The 18,639-nt window shown below is 47.2% G+C and carries 11 protein-coding genes and 1 pseudogene; 9 read left to right on the top strand and 3 right to left on the bottom strand.

From position 1 onward, the window contains the following. Nucleotides 1-169, bottom strand: a 169-nt coding sequence (locus WG89_RS32365; protein WP_062260605.1) for a transposase, incomplete at its 3' end; no start/stop codon positions are given. A gap of 265 nt (nucleotides 170-434) precedes the next feature. Continuing rightward, nucleotides 435-715 (bottom strand): annotated as a pseudogene (locus WG89_RS32360) (DDE-type integrase/transposase/recombinase); the annotation flags it as partial. Between the two features lie 374 nt (nucleotides 716-1,089). Between WG89_RS32360 and WG89_RS25670 the strand changes: the two are divergent. The 9 genes from WG89_RS25670 to WG89_RS25630 all read left to right on the top strand — a co-directional run bounded on the left by WG89_RS25670 (nucleotide 1,090) and on the right by WG89_RS25630 (nucleotide 16,495). Next, nucleotides 1,090-2,340 (top strand): efflux RND transporter periplasmic adaptor subunit, encoded by a 1,251-nt coding sequence (locus WG89_RS25670; protein ID WP_062270522.1) that lies wholly within the window; start codon nucleotides 1,090-1,092, stop codon nucleotides 2,338-2,340. Then, nucleotides 2,333-5,509, top strand: coding sequence for an efflux RND transporter permease subunit (locus WG89_RS25665; RefSeq protein WP_062270521.1), 3,177 nt, complete (start codon nucleotides 2,333-2,335; stop codon nucleotides 5,507-5,509). The genes WG89_RS25670 and WG89_RS25665 overlap by 8 nt, the downstream gene beginning before the upstream one ends. After that, a complete protein-coding gene (locus tag WG89_RS25660; RefSeq protein WP_062270520.1) occupies nucleotides 5,506-6,876 on the top strand; it encodes an efflux transporter outer membrane subunit in 1,371 nt (456 codons plus the stop codon). The genes WG89_RS25665 and WG89_RS25660 overlap by 4 nt, the downstream gene beginning before the upstream one ends. Beyond that, nucleotides 6,877-7,572, top strand: a complete 696-nt coding sequence (locus WG89_RS25655; RefSeq protein WP_062270519.1) for a potassium channel family protein — start codon at nucleotides 6,877-6,879, stop codon at nucleotides 7,570-7,572. Between the two features lie 714 nt (nucleotides 7,573-8,286). Next, complete coding sequence (gene smc / locus WG89_RS25650; protein ID WP_062270518.1) at nucleotides 8,287-11,796, top strand: chromosome segregation protein SMC; 3,510 nt, start codon at nucleotides 8,287-8,289, stop codon at nucleotides 11,794-11,796. Nucleotides 11,797-12,083: 287 nt separating this feature from the next. Beyond that, nucleotides 12,084-13,172: a cell division protein ZipA gene (zipA, locus tag WG89_RS25645; RefSeq protein ID WP_062270517.1), complete on the top strand. Its 1,089-nt coding sequence runs from the start codon at nucleotides 12,084-12,086 to the stop codon at nucleotides 13,170-13,172. 192 nt (nucleotides 13,173-13,364) lie between these two features. Next, on the top strand, nucleotides 13,365-15,404 hold the full coding sequence (gene ligA, locus WG89_RS25640; protein WP_062270516.1) for an NAD-dependent DNA ligase LigA: 2,040 nt from the start codon (nucleotides 13,365-13,367) through the stop codon (nucleotides 15,402-15,404). A gap of 21 nt (nucleotides 15,405-15,425) precedes the next feature. After that, entirely contained in the window at nucleotides 15,426-16,007 is a 582-nt protein-coding gene (locus tag WG89_RS25635; RefSeq protein ID WP_079254053.1) for a transglycosylase SLT domain-containing protein, read from the top strand. Between the two features lie 248 nt (nucleotides 16,008-16,255). Beyond that, nucleotides 16,256-16,495 carry a YheU family protein gene (locus WG89_RS25630; protein ID WP_062270515.1) on the top strand — a complete coding sequence of 80 codons (240 nt, stop codon included), beginning with the start codon at nucleotides 16,256-16,258 and terminating at the stop codon, nucleotides 16,493-16,495. 58 nt (nucleotides 16,496-16,553) lie between these two features. On the opposite strand, the gene WG89_RS25625 is transcribed toward WG89_RS25630, so the two are convergent. Then, nucleotides 16,554-18,407 carry a hypothetical protein gene (locus WG89_RS25625; RefSeq protein WP_062270514.1) on the bottom strand — a complete coding sequence of 618 codons (1,854 nt, stop codon included), beginning with the start codon at nucleotides 18,405-18,407 and terminating at the stop codon, nucleotides 16,554-16,556. Nucleotides 18,408-18,639: the final 232 nt, after the last annotated feature.

Genomic DNA, 18,639 nt, shown 5'->3' with positions numbered 1-18,639 from the left:
GAGGATAAGGAGGTCTTCCGTTGCCACGCTTAGGGTAATAGGGCTCGATTACGGCCTCTAAGCGTTTCCATGGAATCAGAACCTCCATTCTTTCAAGAAAAATTTCCCTACGAGTTCTGCGTCGCTTCTGGCTGAATTCACTGTCGGAAAAAGAGAGTTGTTGGTCCATGACTACCTCTGATCAAGCTGCTGAGATTATTATCTCATGATCAGGGACTTATTCGCAGGTTCCCTAGTGGTCGCTGGCATCACGGGCGGACTGACCTTTCTCGCAACATATTTATGTATGAGGCGATAATGGGCCATAAAGCCTTCTTTCTCTTATCCCCCCCTTCCTGTGTCAACGGGTATTGATCCGGTTCTGGCGGTCAATATTCGACGGATATGGCAAGAGTTTTCCGGACGCTTTTTTACGCTGCCTCGGCAAGTTGTTGTGCATTATCCCAGCAATTACCTTTGCGACTCATGCTGTAGACAAACTCATTGTCGCTCAACAAGTTCTGGTAGCGCTCTGAGACATACTGGCTGCCACGATCACTATGCACCAGCATGGCCTGCGCTTCCACATAGCCGTCTGCAGACAGTCTGTCACCAGCGTCGCGGTCATCCTGTTACTCATGGATCAGCCCACGACAGACCGTGAGCACAGATCAATGAAAACAGAGAGGTAGAGCCAGCCTTACCGGGTTTGAATATTCGTAATGTCGCCAGTGTAAGGCAGCGTTGTTTTGCCACGCTCAGCTATGGGGCCAAAAGCTGGAAAAAAGTGCGAGCGCAAATGCCGACACTGCGTAATCAGCGATTCAGGCGGTGTGATGCAATATGCGGGAACCCTGATAGAAGTCGAGCTTTACATCCTGATCAACAAATGACTTGAACTTGTGAAATTTTTGAGGTTAGTTTGTATCGGTATTAGGGATGATTCTTTTTTGTGTGTAGAATAAAAAATCTACCAGAATTCATTCACTAGTGCTTTTATCCCAAAACCGCTTCTGTGTACTCACATATATCCCTGAAGAGCCTCAAATTTAATAGGCATTAGTCTATTAATTCAGGTTGAAGCAACAATTTTAAGGTTTGGCTTTCAGAATGAATCGACTAATTGAATACTTTTATCAAAAAAACAGTACGTTTAGCCCGCTTCATATGAGTAGCGTCCTTCTATGGGCTGCTTGCTCTTTTTATAGCGCGGCAGACTTTGCTACAGAATTACAAACCAGCATTCTGGTAGAAACCGCAAAGGCTGAAACTCATTCAATCAGTGAATTTGAATTCGGAGAAGGCACGATCCAGTCAACTCGCCGTGATTATCTGGTCTTTCAGGGAACAGGGCGTGTTGATTTCGTAAAGAGCAGCCCGTCAGGCGGGCCCTTGTTAGAGGGCGATGCCGTAAAAAGCGGAGAATTGTTAGCTGAGCTAGACCATCGTCGAAACAATGCGTCCATGCTTACAGCAAGGGCAAACCTGGATAATGCGCGTTCCGTGCATCGCAAAGCCAAAAGCGACTACGATCGAGCAAAACGTTTGCAAGCAGGAGGAGCTATTGCCGGAAGTCGATTTGAGCAACTTAAAGCTGCCTATGAACAAGCCTTAGCTGCTGTTCAAATTGCGGAAGCCAGAATAGATGAAACACAGTCAGGACTTGCTGAAAAGCAGCTGAGAGCCCCGTTTGATGGTCAAGTCGCCTTTATAAACATAAGTGAAGGCATGTACTACTCTCAGCAGCAATTTGACCCAACAAGCATTGAGAGTGCGACCCGAACAGCACCTTTGGTCATCATTGATCCGACTTCATTTGAAATTGTTGTCGATCTCCCGATATTTTCAGGTAATCGCGTGGAAGCTGGACAAAACGCATATCTTCTGGGTCAAGAGACTCTTGCCCAATTGCGATTTGCACATTCCACGTCCTTGAGCTCACTCCAGGGGTACCTTACGCCTGCTCAAATTCTGTCTGTTAGCCCTGCTGTGAATCCAAAAGATCGTTCTGTGCGAGTCAGGATAAAGGGTGATCAAACTGAAAACCTAAATCTTATCGACGGTGATTTCGTGACCACCTTGATTGAAGTTGGCCGTAAAGAGAATGCAACTGTTATTCCTTTGAACGCATTAATTACAAAGAACGCAAAATATTACGCCTACGTCGTCAAAAACGATGGCAAAGCAGAACGTAGAGAGCTTTCCATTGGCCTTTTTGGATTTAATACCATTGAAGTCCTTGAAGGTCTGAAATTGGGAGAGCAAGTCGTTACAAAAGGTAAAACTCGCCTGAAACCCGGTTCACCCTTAAAAGTAGTTGGCATACCAAAGCTGGATAAAGAGGGGAGCGCCAATGAATAGTGACGTTCAGGCGGATAAACCGTCATTCTTTAATACGACATTTTTTCTAAAAACAACCTTTGCCAAGCTCTTATTACTCATACTAGTCATTGGTGGCTGGTTATCTGGCAGCAACATGGTCAAGGAATCTATGCCTGACATGTCTATGGCTAATGCAAATATTACAACAGTATGGGCTGGTGGCGATTCTCAAACTATTGAACAGGAGATTACCAACAAACTAGAAAAAGAACTTAAAAGTTTGAAGGGTTTAAAGAGGATAAGAAGTGGTTCATTTTCTGGTTATTCTGTTATCTCAGTTGAATTCAGAAGTGGTGTTGAACCAAGGGATGCCATTGCTCGTGTGAGAACAAAAGTCAGCGAAGCAGAAGGCAAGTTACCTAAAGAAGCAGATAAACCTTCTGTCACACAAGTTAGTGTGAATGATTCGCCTATCTATAGTATCCGTTTGTTTGGCAATTCTGAATTACCTGAATTGACTGCACTGGCGAAAAATCTAAAGAAAGAACTGGACAGAATTCCAGGCGTTAATAAAACAAAAATTTCAGGTGATCGTGAAGAAATCGTCATGATCCGTTTGATTGGCCCTCGTATAGCCGCTCTGGGTTTATCGCCTATAGCCATCCGCAATGCTGTTCAACAAGCAAACCTTGATATGCCTTGGGGTAACTTTGATGGTGAAGATGTTAACGGCGCTACATTTCGCTTAACAGGACGTTATCGTAACGTTGAACAACTCCAGGAGCTACCAGTTCATCGAACTTCCAGTGGACGTGTGGTCCATTTAGGTGAAATTGCAGAGGTAACAATTACCGAAGCTGAGGAACGTACACGTACCTTCTTTAGTCAACATAATGATGATTTTGCCCGTGCAGTTGAAGTTTCACTGATCAAGCGTGCGGGTGGTGACACCATCGATATTATTCAGCTCGCACAGAAAGTTCTCGACGAGCAAAAAGCTAGTACAAATTGGCCGGAGAGTATTGACTATGCTGTTGTTGTTGATGAGTCAGAGAATATTTTACGTGATCTAAAGAACGTATTTAACAACGGCTGGCAAGCGATGCTTGCTGTGTTTGTCATACTGTTTTTCAGTTTGACGTGGCGAGAGGCCTTGGTGGCTGGTTTGGCAATCCCTATTGCATTTGCCGGTGGACTCATTGTGATAGCCTTGATGGGTTATACGCTCAATCAAATTGTTATCATCGGCATGGTCATCGCTTTAGGTCTATTAGTTGACGTATTTATTCTGATGATGGAAGGCATGCATGACAACATGTTTGTCAAAGGGAAGAATTTTGGTAGCTCAGCTTTGGCTACTATTAAGCAATATGCTATACCCGCATTAACCGGACAGCTCACCACAATCTTTGCAATGGCGCCTCTACTGGGTATTGCCGGAGCCACAGGTAAGTTCATTAAACCTATGCCAATGACTGCCATTGCTTGTTTGGTTGCAGCTTACATCGTCGCTCTATTGTTGTGTATTCCTTTATCACGCTACGTACTTCCTAAGCCTGGCACTAAAGTTAAAAAGACTAAAATTGACATTGTCAGTGAGCGCTTAAGTAATCGCTTGGCCGGATTACTCTCCAGACGTTTTACCAATAGCAGAAGGTCCTCGCTTGTCTGGATTGGTGTGGCACTGTTGGTTTTTGGTGGTAGTTTGGGCGTGTTTTTAACCTTGCCTACAGAGATGATGCCAAAAGGTGACGGCCGCAATACCGGTATTTTGATCGAGCTGGAGCCTGACGCATCTATGGCTTCTGCTCAGTACTGTGCGGACGCTGTTGGTAAACAACTACGCCAACTGGATTACCTGGACAGCGTAACCAAGTATGTCGGTGAAAAGAGTCCTTTCTCTACGCCGACGCCAGCTGATCAGTTGCAACCGACTAAAAGCTTAAGCTTTGTCGGCTTTACTGCCATCCTTGTTCCTAATACTGAACGCTCTAAGCTCGGCTTTGAATATATGCCTGAGCTGGCATCCGAAATACATAAAGTTATGGATGCCTGCCCCGGAGGAGAGTTGTTGCTGACACCTTCTGTTGGTGGTGCAAGTCCTGGGTCGCCAGTTCAAATCGAAATCATTGGCGACGATATGGAAGCGTTGCGTGATATTGCCGATCTAATTGTTAGTGAATTGAAAACGATCAAGGGCACTGAAAACGTTCGTCAGAATCTTGGTTTGCCTTCGTTGGATTTAAAGGCAACACCTAAGGCTGAAGCATTGAATTTCTACAATATCACCAATGATGACCTGGCTGATCAGATTCGTATGATGATGAATAGTGATGAAATTGGCAAATTTGTCGTTGGTGATATTGAAGAAGATATCAAAATCCACATGGGTTATGGCTGGCCAAGCAGAGGCGAAGAAATCGGAGGGCCAACAAACACGTTTGAGACATATTTGCTGGGTGTCACAACCCCTGAAGGTAAACATATTCCTGTTTCTTCGTTAGTTGATATTGATATTACCGAATCCCCTATCGCGATCCTTCACCGTGACGGCAAACGAGCTGTAACGATATTGTCGGATAACATTAATCGTACTGCTGGTGAGATTCTTGCCGACATAAAGCCTAAGTTAGATGAACTTCAGAAAGATTGGCCAGATGGGTACCGCTATGTCTTTAGCGGTGAGGCAGAAGACAGTGCAGAGGTTTTTGGCTCAGCAGGAATCATGTTGAACATTGCCTTGTTCCTCGTCTTTGCTCTATTAGTAATGCAATTTGATAGCTTCTTGCAACCCTTGATCGTTATGTCTGCTATTCCATTAGCCCTGACGGGAACATTTTTTGGGTTGACGTTATTTGGCGTGCCGTTCTCATTCATGGCTATGGTTGGTGTTATTGCTTTGGTAGGTATCGTAGTGAATGACAGCATTGTCATTATTGATACGATGAACGGATACAGGAAGAAGAACTACAGCATTGCAGACGCAGCTTCAAGAGGCGCTGCGGATCGATTACGCCCCGTAATCACAACCTCTATTACCACCATTGTCGGTATGTTACCGCTAACGTTAAGTCAGAAAATGTGGCTTCCGTTAGGTTTGACTGTCATAAGCGGCTTAACTGCAGCCACATTCTTATCGTTACTGATTGTTCCGTGTCTATATGTTGTCTTTACACGCAATAAAAAAATAGAGGAAGAATCACTGTGAAACATTCGAAAATAGCAATTATTTTCTTTTGTGCACTGGGCTTAAGTGCATGTGGTACGACACCTGTACCTGCTGGTTTAGGAAAAAACAACATTCCTCAACTACCGGAAAATTGGCAGGAGCAGAGTATTGCTGGACAAGTTGTAAATAACTGGGTCGTGAGTTTCCACGATAAAGCGCTTTCTAAACTGGTTGAAGAAGCTGAAAAGCAAAATCGCAATTTACAAGTAACCGCAGCCAATGTAGAACGTGCACTGGCACTTAACAAACAAAGTGCTGCTGCGCTTCTACCAACTGTTAATCTATCACTTGGTGGAAAAAAGGATGGCCTGGTTAAAGGGAGCAGTAATGCAGGCAATGTGAATGCGGGCCTGCAAGTCAGCTGGGAAGTTGATGTCTGGGGTCGACTGGCGGCAGGTGAGAATGCAGCAACAGCGGACTTACAAGCACAGCAATTAGATTATCAGTTTGCACGATCTTCATTGGCAGCCGCAGTGACAAGGGGTTATTTCCTTGTTAAAGAAGCACAGCAACAAGTACAAATCAATGAAGAGACCGTGGCAACATTACAGCGCATTTTGGATATTGTGAAACTACAGGCACAAGAACAGCTGGTTTCACAGCAAGATGTCAATGTGGCCGAATCTGATTTGGCGGCTGGCAAAGAGCGCTTAAACGCAGTACGCAAATCCGAACGGGATGCAGAACGCTCACTGGAGCTGTTGTTAGGTCGATATCCCAGTGCACAGTTGAGGCTAACAGCCTCATTACCTGAAGTACCTCCACCGCCCCCCGCAGGATTGCCAGCTGAAATTTTGGAACGACGCCCTGATGTTGTAGCAGCAGAACGCCGAGTTGCAGCAGCATTTAATCGTGTATCTGAAGCTAAAGCAGCACTCCTACCAAACTTGAATCTGACAAGTAATCTTGGTGGTGCTTCCAATTCGCTGAAAAACGCCTTGGACCCTAGCAACTTATCATGGAGCCTTGGCACATCACTGCTTGCCCCGATATTTGACAGCGGGCGCTTAAAAGCCCAAGTTGAAGCGGCTAACGCTAGGCAAAAGGCGGCGATTGCATCTTATGGTCAAAAGGCACTTGAGGTCTTCAATGAAGTTGAAACACAACTTGATGCAAACGAAAGTTTGGGCCTGCGTGTGAGTAACGCGCATGAGGCCTACATTACAGCGGAGAAAGCTTACAAGATTGCGCAATTACGACAGGAAACGGGAGATATTGATCTTTTGGAACTCAGCCAAATCCAGCAGCGCGTATTTCAACGTCAATCTCAGTGGATCGCACTCCAGCGGCAACAACTCGATGCTCGGGTCAACCTATATCTTGCTTTAGGCGGTGACTGGAATTGAATGCTTGTAAGTAGCAAAGCGATTTTGACAAATATGGCTCTGATATATAAGAAACGATTTGAAATATTTTTCGGAACGTTATTGTTGGTTCTTTTTGAATCATTGTTCATTTCAGAAATGATCTTTGAGGAGTTTCTTCTATCGATCTTTTATATTCTCAATGTATGCGCGGGAATGCTGTTGGCAAAGGAATACCCAAAGCTCTTATGCATACTCCTTTTTTTACTTACTGCATCAGTTACTTCAGAGCTGATAACACCATATTGTATCGATCCAAAACTGACCCCGCAAATACAGGTGATTTGTTATTTACTGTTTTATTCTATCGTTGCCTTCTTGATTGTTACGCAAGAGTGGCATGCTACAAAGATAGACAGATCCGTAATAATCGGTTTGATGGCGGGTTACACTTCTTTAGGCATGGTTGCTTTCAGTATCTTTATGAGCATCGAATATTTTTACCCCGGCTCAATCCAAGGGATTTCGTCAGAAGCAGGAATATCAAAGGAAGGTACAATTCTGTACTTTTCGTTTATCACGTTGCTTACAGTCGGCTACGGAGAAATATTACCCGTTACACCTATAGCACAAAAAGCATGCATCTTGGTTGGTCTTATGGGGCAATTTTACCTTGTTATTTTGACCGCAATTATAGTGGGTAAATATTTGCAAGGAAACAACAATGTTGAACAATGATGGGGTAAAAAGGTCTATGTTCAGGAGCATTATCAATCACTACTGACCGGGTTAAGAAACCCCTTCAAATCGACTACTCGGCCGCAAGCGACCGAGCTTACGCCGATTTGATTGGCCTTCGGCCAACCGGGATTTCTAAGTTGCACTCGGGGGCAAGCCCCCAAGATTTCTTAATTTAAAAACCAGAGACAAGCTATCAATACTTCGGACAGTTTTTACTCAGTGATTCCGGGGGCTGTGGTTTTATAGGATACTTTTAGGCAAGTCTCCGGTACCCCAGACTTGCAATTAAATACCACCCCCTACAGCACAGGCCTTGCCGCATGTGCATTAGGTTCTCGAAAAACTGTCCACAGTATTGAGCTATAGAAGCCTGTGAATTGATGCTCTTTCAGGTCGGGGTCGAGATATACTGAACTTGCCTGAAGGCTGATGGTCGAAGCTTTCGGTTAGAACGACTTTTCCTGACGGGCCGATTCTGTGTACACTCGTAGAGGTTAGACAGAGTTGTTGTTATTGGAGGTATGGCCTCGGTCAGCCTCAAAGGGAATATCTTCGGGGACAGGGATTAAGAGGCTGCTTTCCAAGCAGCCTCTGGGGCCACCGGAAAAGTCTTCAACGGCTTGTTGATCAAAAGCAGTTTTTGACTGAAAACAAGCTTTTTTACCGATAACCAGGCAGCTGTGGCCCTGATAGCTATGAATTAAGGAAAAGATGCGTCTTAAATCGATCAAACTGGCCGGTTTTAAATCCTTTGTGGATCCCACAACGGTTCATTTCCCATCCAATATGTGCGGTGTTGTTGGCCCTAATGGCTGCGGCAAGTCCAATATTATTGATGCTGTACGCTGGGTAATGGGTGAGTCCTCTGCCAAGCACCTTCGTGGCGAGTCCATGACGGACGTTATTTTCAAGGGTTCAAACAGTCGTAAGCCAGCCGCTAAGGCCACAGTCGAACTGATTTTCGATAATAACGAAGGCCGGGTCACAGGCGAATTCGCCGCCTACAGCGAGATTTCTGTCCGCAGGATGCTGACCTCGGAAGCCAAGAACTTCTATTTCCTTAATGGCAACAAGTGCCGCCGGAAGGATGTTATGGACATCTTTCTCGGGACCGGTCTTGGCCCACGCAGTTATTCCATTATCAGTCAGGGTATCGTCTCTACACTGATTGAATCCAAACCGGAAGAGCTTCGGGTTTTTATTGAAGAAGCGGCGGGTATTTCCAAATACAAGGAGCGTCGCCGTGAGACCGAGAATAGAATCCGTCGAACCAATGAGAACCTTGAGCGTCTGACTGACCTTCGGGAAGAACTGGGTCGTCGTCTGGGTCATTTGCAAAGGCAGGCCGAGGCCGCAGAAAAGTACAAAGAATATAAAGCCGATGAGCGACTGAAAAAGGCCCAGCTTCAGGCTCTGCGTTGGCAAGGCATTGATGAAAAGGTGCGGAACCAGGAACACGTTATTTCCGAGCTGGAAGTTCAGTTGGAAGCGGCGGTCAGTGACCAGCGTTCCTCTGATGCCGGTATGGAGAAAGACCGTGCCCTGCAAATGGAATTAAGTGACCAATTCCATGAAACCCAGGCCAAGTATTACGGCACCGGGAATGAAATTACCCGAATTGAACAGACTCTGCGTCATAAAGAAGAACGAGCCAAAGAGCTGAGCCATGATCTGCAACAGCTGGATCAGAGCTGGCAGGAAGCCCGTGAGCAGATGTCGGAAGACCAGACCCAGCTGGAAATGCTGGAAGAAGAAAAGCTGCAGATTGAACCTGAACTGGAAATGCTTCAGGAGCAGGAATACATGTCGGGTGATTCTCTGGCTCAGGTTGAAGAAGAAGTACATCGTCTTCAGCAGGAGTGGGACCAGTTCAACCAGCGTTCCCATGAGCCCCAAAAAGCTGCAGAAGTTGAGCAGTCGCGGATACAGCATGCTGAAACCGTTCTTGAACGATTGCAGGAACGTGAACAACGTTTGAAAGAAGAAAGCAACAGTCTCGGTGGAGGGGAAGACCTCGAAGAGATGGAGCTGCTTTCAGAAAAACTGACTGAGCTTGAACTGACCCGTGAAACTCACGAGTTGAAGCTGGAAGAAGTGACGGCAGACATTGAAGAAAACCGTCTTCAGTTTGACCAGTTGCAGGAAGATCGTGACAGCCATCGTAATGAGCTGAGTATGATCCGTGGTCGCCATGCTTCTTTGGAAGCTTTGCAGCAGGCAGCCATGGGCCAGGACACGGGTGTCATGGTCTGGATGGAACAGCATGGGTTGGAATCAGCGCCCAGGCTGGCAGAAAAACTGCAGGTGGAAAAAGGTTGGGAACTGGCGGTTGAAACGGKTCTTGGCGACAGTCTGCAGGCTCTATGTGTGGATAACCTTGATCCGGTAGCAGGGCTATTGGGTTCTCTTGAGCAGGGTGCAGCTGTATTGCTGGATGCTTCAGCCCATCAGGTTTCAACACAAGCCAGAGGCGAATTGCAGGCTCTGGCGGGTAAGGTTCAAGCCGGTAATGAAGCGCAAGGGTTGTTGTCTGGTATTTATGTCAGTGACTCCCTTGAAAGTGCACTTGCTGCACGCAGTTCCTTGCAATCTCACGAATCGATCGTAACCCGTGATGGTATCTGGTTGTCCAGAAACTGGCTCAGGGTTTGCCGTGAAACGGATAATAACTCCGGTGTCCTGGCCCGTCAGCAAGAGCTGGAATCGCTGGGTCTGAGAATGGAAGAGCTGGAGTCGCTCAGTCATCAGGTTGAAGAGCGACTGTCTGACGTTAAAGTTCAGTCAGAACAACTGGAGAGTCGTCGTCAGCAGACTCAGCAACAGATTACCGAATTGAATCGCTCCCAGGGCGAAGTCAGGGCCGATCTGGGTGCCAGGAAAGTCAGACTGGAACAGTTTTCCGAGCGGCGTGCCCGTCTGCAACATGAAATTACTGAGTGTCAGGAGCTCAGCCAGGCAGAGCAGGAAAGTATTGGCGAGTCCCGATTACGGCTTCAGGAAGCACTGGACCGTATGGAAATGGACAGTGGTCTGAAAGAAGACCTGCTGGAAAAAAGAGAACGGGGCAGAGAAAAGCTGGAGCAGGTTCGTCAGCGTTCCCGTCAGGATAAAGATCGTTTGCACCAGCTAGCTCTGAGACAGCAAACCATTAACAGTCAGGTGGAGTCTTTGCGGGCTGCTATTGAGCGTCTCAGCCAGCAAGCCACCAAGCTCCGTGAACGCAGAGAGTTGCTGCAGGCATCTCTTTCAGAATCCCACTCTCCAGAAGGCGAACTGCAGGAACAGCTGGAAATTCTTCTGGCCAGAAGGCTGGAAGAAGAAGAGGCCATGCAAAAAGCCCGCAGCGAACTGGAAGAAGTAGAGCAGCGTCTTCAGCAGATGGAAAAAAGCCGTCAGTCTGCCGAACAGAAAGCACAAACCGCCCGTTCAAGACTCGAAAAGTTACGGATGGACTGGCAGGGGATGCAGGTTAGACGTACAACGTTGTCTGATCAGCTGAGGGAAGATCAGTTTGATCTGGATACGGTGCTGGCCAATATGCCAGAAGAAGCTTCCGAAAACGTCTGGGAGCAGGAGCTTGAGCGCTTGCAGGCTCGTATTGAGCGACTTGGTGCCATTAACCTTGCCGCTATCGAAGAGTATGAAACCCAGTCGGAGCGCAAGACTTACCTGGATGCCCAGAACGATGATCTGGAGTCTGCTCTGGAAACGCTGGAAAATGCCATTCGCAAAATTGACCGTGAAACCCGTCAGCGTTTTAAAACCACTTTTGATAAGGTGAACACGGGTCTTCAGGAACTGTTCCCAAGAGTGTTTGGTGGTGGCCAGGCCTACCTGCAACTGACGGGTGAGGACTTGCTGGATACCGGTGTTGCCATTATGGCGCAGCCTCCTGGTAAGAAGAACAGTACTATTCACCTGCTGTCCGGTGGTGAGAAAGCCCTGACGGCGATTGCCCTGGTCTTTGCCATCTTCCAGTTGAACCCTTCACCCTTCTGTATGCTTGATGAGGTAGACGCACCTCTGGATGATGCCAACGTGGGCCGCTATGCAAAAATGGTGTCAGAGATGAGTGACAAGGTGCAGTTCATCTACATCACTCACAACAAGATAGCCATGCAGGCAGCCAGCCAGCTGGTGGGTGTTACCATGCAGGAACCCGGTGTATCCAGACCGGTTTCGGTGGATGTGGAAGAAGCAGCGGCCATGGCCGAGTTGTAATTCGTTGATAAATCGGGGTTTGCGCTTGAAGGGATGGCAAATACTCGCCAGAATAGAGTTGTAGGTCAGGGCGCTTAATTTATTTGCCCTGACGTTTAACGGATAGTGTTGTGAAAGTGTAAATTAGAATAATGTTTCATCAATAATCATAAACAACAGTCTGATTACAAATATTTTTGTTGTAACATGATTACACTTTCACCAATTAATAATTTTCAGATTTTTGCGTTTTCGGGTTGTTGATTTTCAGGCGGCAACAATCCATCGGGTAAACAGGCGGCATGGACATGAGTTTACGAGAATGGTTGGTAGTAATCGGAATCGTCGTCATTATCGGCGTTCTGGCTGATGGGTACCGCCGTATGCGTCTGGCTAGAAAAAGAGCGTCAGAACTTTCTTTTGGTCTGGAAGACGTTAAGGGCAATGAAAACGACTTTGGCAGTGAGCTGCCTAATGGCGGGGCCAGAAAACAGGGTGGTCATACCCAGAAGCTGGAGACAGTAAAGAATTGGGTTCGTTCATCGGAAGAGCCGGCTCATACGCCGGTACGCGATCGAATTGAGCCGGAAATCTCCAGTCTTGAATCCGAAGCAATGCAGCGGGAGCCTGTTGCAAAAGCTCCCGAGCGAACGCAGGATTTTGATATTCCGGAAACTTGCAATGAGCCAGAACCGGTTCCAGTTCTGACACAGGTGGATGAAGCGCCGGAACCACTGACTACTGAGCCTCGAACAGTTGTTAAAGAACACATCAGGGTTGAAGAGCCTGAGCCTGCTCAGGAACCCAGAGTGGCCAGAGCGGAAATGATGGAAGAACCTGAGAGAGTAGCTCCTCCTGTGGTTGAACCCCCCAAGGCAGAATCCAGGGCAGAACCCAAACCGGCAAGGGTTGAGAAGAGCCGTCCTGCTAATCAGGAAAAGCTCGCGGACAGGCCTGCTGCCAGTGAAATTCTGGTTATTAATCTGTTGGCCAAAGGTGGCGAGAGCTTTGATGGTTCCAGACTGCTTCAGAGCTTGCTGTCATCCGGAATGCGTTACGGCGATATGTCTATTTTCCATCGCTATGCTCACAAAGACGGAACCGGCCAAATCCTGTTCAGCATGGCCAACGGTGTTGAACCGGGCACGTTTGATATAGGCAAGCTGGAATCCACAGAAACACCGGCTGTTACTATCTTTATGGGTCTTCCAGGTCCGAGAGAGCCGCTTAAGGCGTTTATGCTGATGGAAGAAACCGTACGTCAGTTGGCGCTGGATCTTGGTGGGGAGTTGAAAGACGAGCATTTCAGTGTACTGACCCAGCAGACACTGGAGCATTATCGTCAGCGTATTCGTGATTTTGAAAGAAAACAGCTGACCCAGAAGCTCGCTGATTAATACCATCCCTTTTCCTATCCCCCGTTTCCACGGGGGATTTCTTAGTTCGCTGAATTGAACTGTGCGATTCAAACGAACTCTGAAATTTTTATTAATGCCCTGATTAATGCAAGTATTTTCTGGTGATGTTGTATTCAACTCACACCATAAAAGACATTAGCTGTTTTTCCGGGCTGTTTAAGTAATTGAATCATGACCGAAACCACCCTCTCATTAAAGGAAGCAGAACAGGAAGTCCAGGGGCTGCGTGAACAGATTAATGATCATAACTACCGTTATTATGTTCTCGATGACCCGACGATAGCCGATGCCAGCTATGACCGGCTGATGCAAAAGCTGAAGTCCATTGAGGCGGATTTTTCGGAACTGATTACACCCGAATCGCCCACTCAACGAGTGGGCGCTGCGCCGTTAAAAGAGTTCGGGCAGATTCGTCATGAGTTGCCCATGCTGTCTCTGGACAATGCTTTCAACGAAGATGACCTCAATGATTTTGATCGTCGGGTGCGCGAGCGTCTGGGAATCGGCTCACAAGTAGAATACGCCTGTGAACCCAAGCTGGATGGCATTGCTGTCAGTCTTTTGTACGAGAATGGTGTTTTGGTAAGAGGCGCCACTCGCGGGGACGGAACAACCGGTGAAGACATTACCATGAATGTTCGCACCATTGGCTCGATTCCTCTTCAGCTGGTGGGTAATGACTGGCCTGCAAGACTGGAAGTTCGTGGTGAGATTTTCATGCCGAAGGAAGGCTTCGAAAAGCTCAATCAAAGAGCGAAGACCCGAGATGAAAAAGTCTTTGTGAATCCCCGAAATGCTGCAGCGGGCAGCTTGCGTCAGCTGGACTCAAAAGTGACCGCAAAAAGACCTCTGGACATGTATTGCTACAGTGCCGGAATTGTGGAAGGGGGTGAGCTGCCGGAAAAACATGCCGACATTCTGGAGCGATTTAAAACCTGGGGTTTGAGAATCAATCCTGAAGTTCGTGTGGTCACAGGTGCATCTGCCTGCGCTGACTACTTCTCCCAAATGAGCGAGAAGCGTGAAAGTCTTCCCTACGAAATTGACGGTATTGTCTACAAGGTCAACAGTCTGGCTCAACAGGAGCAGTTAGGTTTTGTAGCTCGTGCACCTCGTTGGGCCATCGCCCACAAATTTCCTGCTCAGGAAGAAATGACGGTTCTCAAAGACGTTGAGTTTCAGGTGGGCAGAACCGGAGCAATAACGCCTGTCGCTCGACTGGAACCGGTGTTTGTCGGTGGTGTTACGGTCAGTAATGCAACCCTTCATAATATGGATGAAGTGGCTCGTCTGGGCTTGAAAATTGGAGATACGGTGGTGATTCACCGTGCCGGTGATGTGATTCCAAAAGTGGTTCGTGCCATCCCGGATCGTCGACCTGACGATGCCCGGGATATCGAGCTGCCAGAGCGTTGCCCGGTCTGCGATTCTGAAGTGGAGCAGGATGATGAGGCTGCTGCACGGTGTACCGGAGGGCTCTACTGTTCTGCCCAGCGAAAGGAAGCCATCAAGCATTTTGCTTCCAGAAAGGCCATGGATATTGATGGCCTGGGCGACAAGCTCGTAGAACAGTTTGTTGAGAAGGGACTGGTCAGCACGGTGGCCGATTTATACAAGCTTACGGTTGATCCCATCGCTTCTCTTGAGCGTATGGGTAAAAAGTCAGCTACGAATCTGGTGAGTGCTCTTAAAGTCAGCCAGAAAACGACGCTGGCCAGATTTATCTACGGACTGGGCATACGGGAAGTGGGTGAAGCCACCGCTCAGAGCCTGGTGTCTCATTATCGTGACCTTGAAGCCATCAAGTCGGCTACAACAGAACAGTTGCAGGAAGTGGACGATGTGGGTCCTATTGTGGCGGCTCATATCGAAAAGTTCTTCCAGCAGGAACATAATCTCGAAGTGATTGATGAACTCCTGAAAGTGGGCGTTCACTGGGAAGATGAGGCTGAGCCGGAAGAAGACGTAGCACAGCCACTGGAAGGTGAAGTCTGGGTTCTGACCGGAACCTTGCATAATATGACCCGTGATGAAGGCAAGGCGGCTCTTCAGAAACTGGGTGCCAAAGTGACTGGTTCTGTCTCAGCTAAAACCACCGCATTGCTGGCAGGGGAAAAAGCTGGATCCAAGCTGACCAAAGCTCAAAGTCTGGGCATTCGTGTCGTTACAGAAGATGAGTTTGTTAATCTGATGCAGGAATGGCAGCAATAGCCGTAATAGAGAGGTGATAAAGTGAAACGGGGGCTGGCACTTATTTTAACGATTGCAGGATTTCTTTTTCTGACCGGTTGTGCCAGCACAACACCGCCTTCCAACCCCCATAATCTGTGCAGTATTTTCAAGGAAAAGCGCAGCTGGTACCGCCACGCTAAAAAAGCCAATGAAAAATGGGGAACTCCGATTCAGATCATGATGGCGATCATGTATCAGGAGTCTTCCTACCGTCACGATGCAAGACCTCCTCGCCCCTGGTTCCTGTTTATCCCGTTGCCCAGAAACTCATCAGCTTATGGTTATCCCCAGGCTCAGGATGGTACCTGGGATATGTATCTCAAAGAAAATGGCGGTTGGTTTAAAGGTCGGGATGATTTTGCAGATGCCATTGATTTTATTGGCTGGTATACCCATAAAACCCGTCGTGTAAATGGGGTTTCTCTCTGGCGTGCGGATCTGCTTTACCTGAATTACCATGAAGGCTGGGGAGGCTATAAGCGTAGCAGCCACAAGAAGAAACCCTGGCTGCTGAATACTGCCAAGAAAGTTCATAGTCGAGCCTCTAATTATGGTGCTCAGCTTCGACGTTGTGGTCTTTAAATATCCAGAGCCTGAGTTTATTGACGCCTGAATTCACCGTTAATTGAGATTATCAAAACTGATTTAGAGTGCTCTTTTTTGATGTAACTGCTCAGAATCTGAATGCCCCTTGAGAAGTTTGCCATCCCCATCCAGCTGAAAAGCGTGGTGTATTCAGCCAGAACTCTGGATACTCCTCTGCATCTCATTGCGAGAAAGGATACAATGCCCTTTTTGAATTGATGGTTATCACCTGCAGGAGCTGAGGAATGATCATTCCTTACCAGGAACTGGAGAAAGAGACGCTGAACAACCTGATTGCTGACTTTGTCAGCCGTGACGGTACCGACAATGGTTTTGATCGGGATCAGGAGAGTCGTATCCAGCAGGTACTTGGATTACTGAAAGCCGGCGAAGTGGCTATTGTGTTCGATCCGGAGACAGAAAGTGTGAATATCCTTCCATCCCAGGAAGCTAAACATTTTGAGTCTATGATCCATCACTCTTGAAATTTCAGGTCTGTTTTCTTCCCTTAAAACAGACCTGAATAAGGCTATCAACGACAAACTACAACAGTGTTTTGTCTGGCTTGCCTCTTAACCCACTAGCACATTTTGGTGCTAACTGAACGGCGGGTATACCCACACCAAATATCGTTGCCAACACCTGACTGGTGTACCTTATCCAGGCTTGCTTGATACGATTAGAAAGATGGAACCAGGTATGTGTAATGGCCTGATCGATAGCGAATAATACGCCTCCTGCAACACCGATCCCCACTTTATCAGGAGTACTCAAACCTTCTGTACCGTTGTTCATCCCCAGTGCGCCGGTATCTGGAGACGATGTAGGGGAGGCGTAGGGTACCTGGGTAGAATCCTGTGTTGAGGCAGATGATGTAGAAAGTACATGAGTCGTCGTCTGATCAACTCCTTCGGTAAATGACAATCCCATGGAGCTGGTATCCTCCATCATAGCCACTGTTGAAGTGGGTGTTGGCATAGGGCAGTTACAAGCGACATTTACACCGGCTTCAGCCCATTGGCTGACTGATGCAAACCCGGCACGATAGGTTTTCTGCAGTGAGGATCCGCAACCATATTGATTGGTGTTATCACCCAACAACCAGCCCCATGCCTGCTCCCGGTCTTTTAAACCAAAAGCACCCTGTACCAGGTTCTCTTCTATCCCCAGACAGAAATTACTGCCCCTTATTTCGCCCATATAGTGGTCAGGGTTAGAAGGGTTGCCCGGATCGACCGAAATATCATTGCCAAACTGGTCAACAATACTGTTACAGGTGGAGTCGACGAAACTCAGGACGTTTTCCCGAGACGTTAATTGCATGGAAAACAATACCCCGCTGCTTTTTGGTGGGCTACTCTCCATTGGTGTTGAAGTGGGCATTGTGACTGAACTTGAGCTGACAGTTGGGAGAGATATGACCGTTCTAGTGTTTCTCATGGTTAATTGGATGTGACCAATGTTGTGCCCACACCTAACTTTGATAGCTGCGTTCTCACTTGAAGTTGCTGATAGCTCACCCAGCAATAGATCAATTTCAGAATGAGTAAATCGATAGACGAAAAGCTCTTCAGCTCCTCGACCGTTGGCCTTATTTGTACATCCCAACTCTACCGGGTTTAAGCTCATCTTATTATCAGCCGGATCGAGCACTACCTTGACGTTATCTGCATCAAAGATACCTGCCCCCCTGAGATCAAGAATACCGGAAGGCACATGATCCTGAGAAGCCGGGGTCGGTGTGGGGAGGGCAGAGGGTACCATTGTTGATGAACTTCCTGTCTCTAAAGGGTTTCTGGAATCAATTTCGATATTCGCCAGATGATAGACAGAGTCATTATGGGGGGCTGACATCACGTAATGATTCTGTATGCCTCCCTCAATAACAAACTCTGGCAAAATATCGGTTGCATTCCCCACAAAAGCCGAATTATCAGGCAGCTCAAAACTATTGCCAGGTGATGGTTCTTCTGACCCAATGGTTTGCGATTCTGATAGTTGCAGTTCATAAATAGCAGGCTGCCTTTGTCCAGATGATCTCTCTGCATCAAAGATGAACAATGTTGGCCCGGTCGTTTCAAAAGCTTCACGACTCGGCCTGGTTGATGCATTGGATATCTTTCTGATTTTGACAGTTTCTGGAATTGGAGAAGGGGTGGGTGACGGAGTTGAAGTGGATGTAGAAGACTGACTGTTCTTCTCTCTGATCAAAGCCTGAAGAACCAGCAAATGATGATCACAGACATCCCTGTCAACAGTACTGGATAATTCCGAACAACTTGAAACTTCGGTAAAAGAAGAACCGGTCGTTGACTCACCTGTGGCAAAAACACTGAAAGGGAAAGCATAAATTGCTGACAATACAGCAACCGCCATCCTGGGTCTGGATATATTCATAACGGCACTCTTCCAGGTGATTGGCCAAGAATAGCGCCCGAGAAAAAATTCAGTTGAACAAATAAGTGCCATAAGCTGCTTCAGGCAGCTTCAATGGATTCGTGCGAACAGTTAACCCATTTAACGAATTCATCGTAAAATCTGGCCATTCTTTCTGGAACTTAGGCCGGGCGACCTAATCTTGGCCTGCCTCCTGGATTTAAAACGTTAAACAAAAGCATCCGTACTGTGT

The organism is Endozoicomonas arenosclerae (assembly GCF_001562015.1).
Taxonomy (GTDB): Bacteria; Pseudomonadota; Gammaproteobacteria; order Pseudomonadales; family Endozoicomonadaceae; genus Endozoicomonas_A; species Endozoicomonas_A arenosclerae.
The sequence above is the reverse complement of the archived record's forward strand: the minus strand, read 5'-3'. Positions and strand labels throughout refer to the sequence as shown.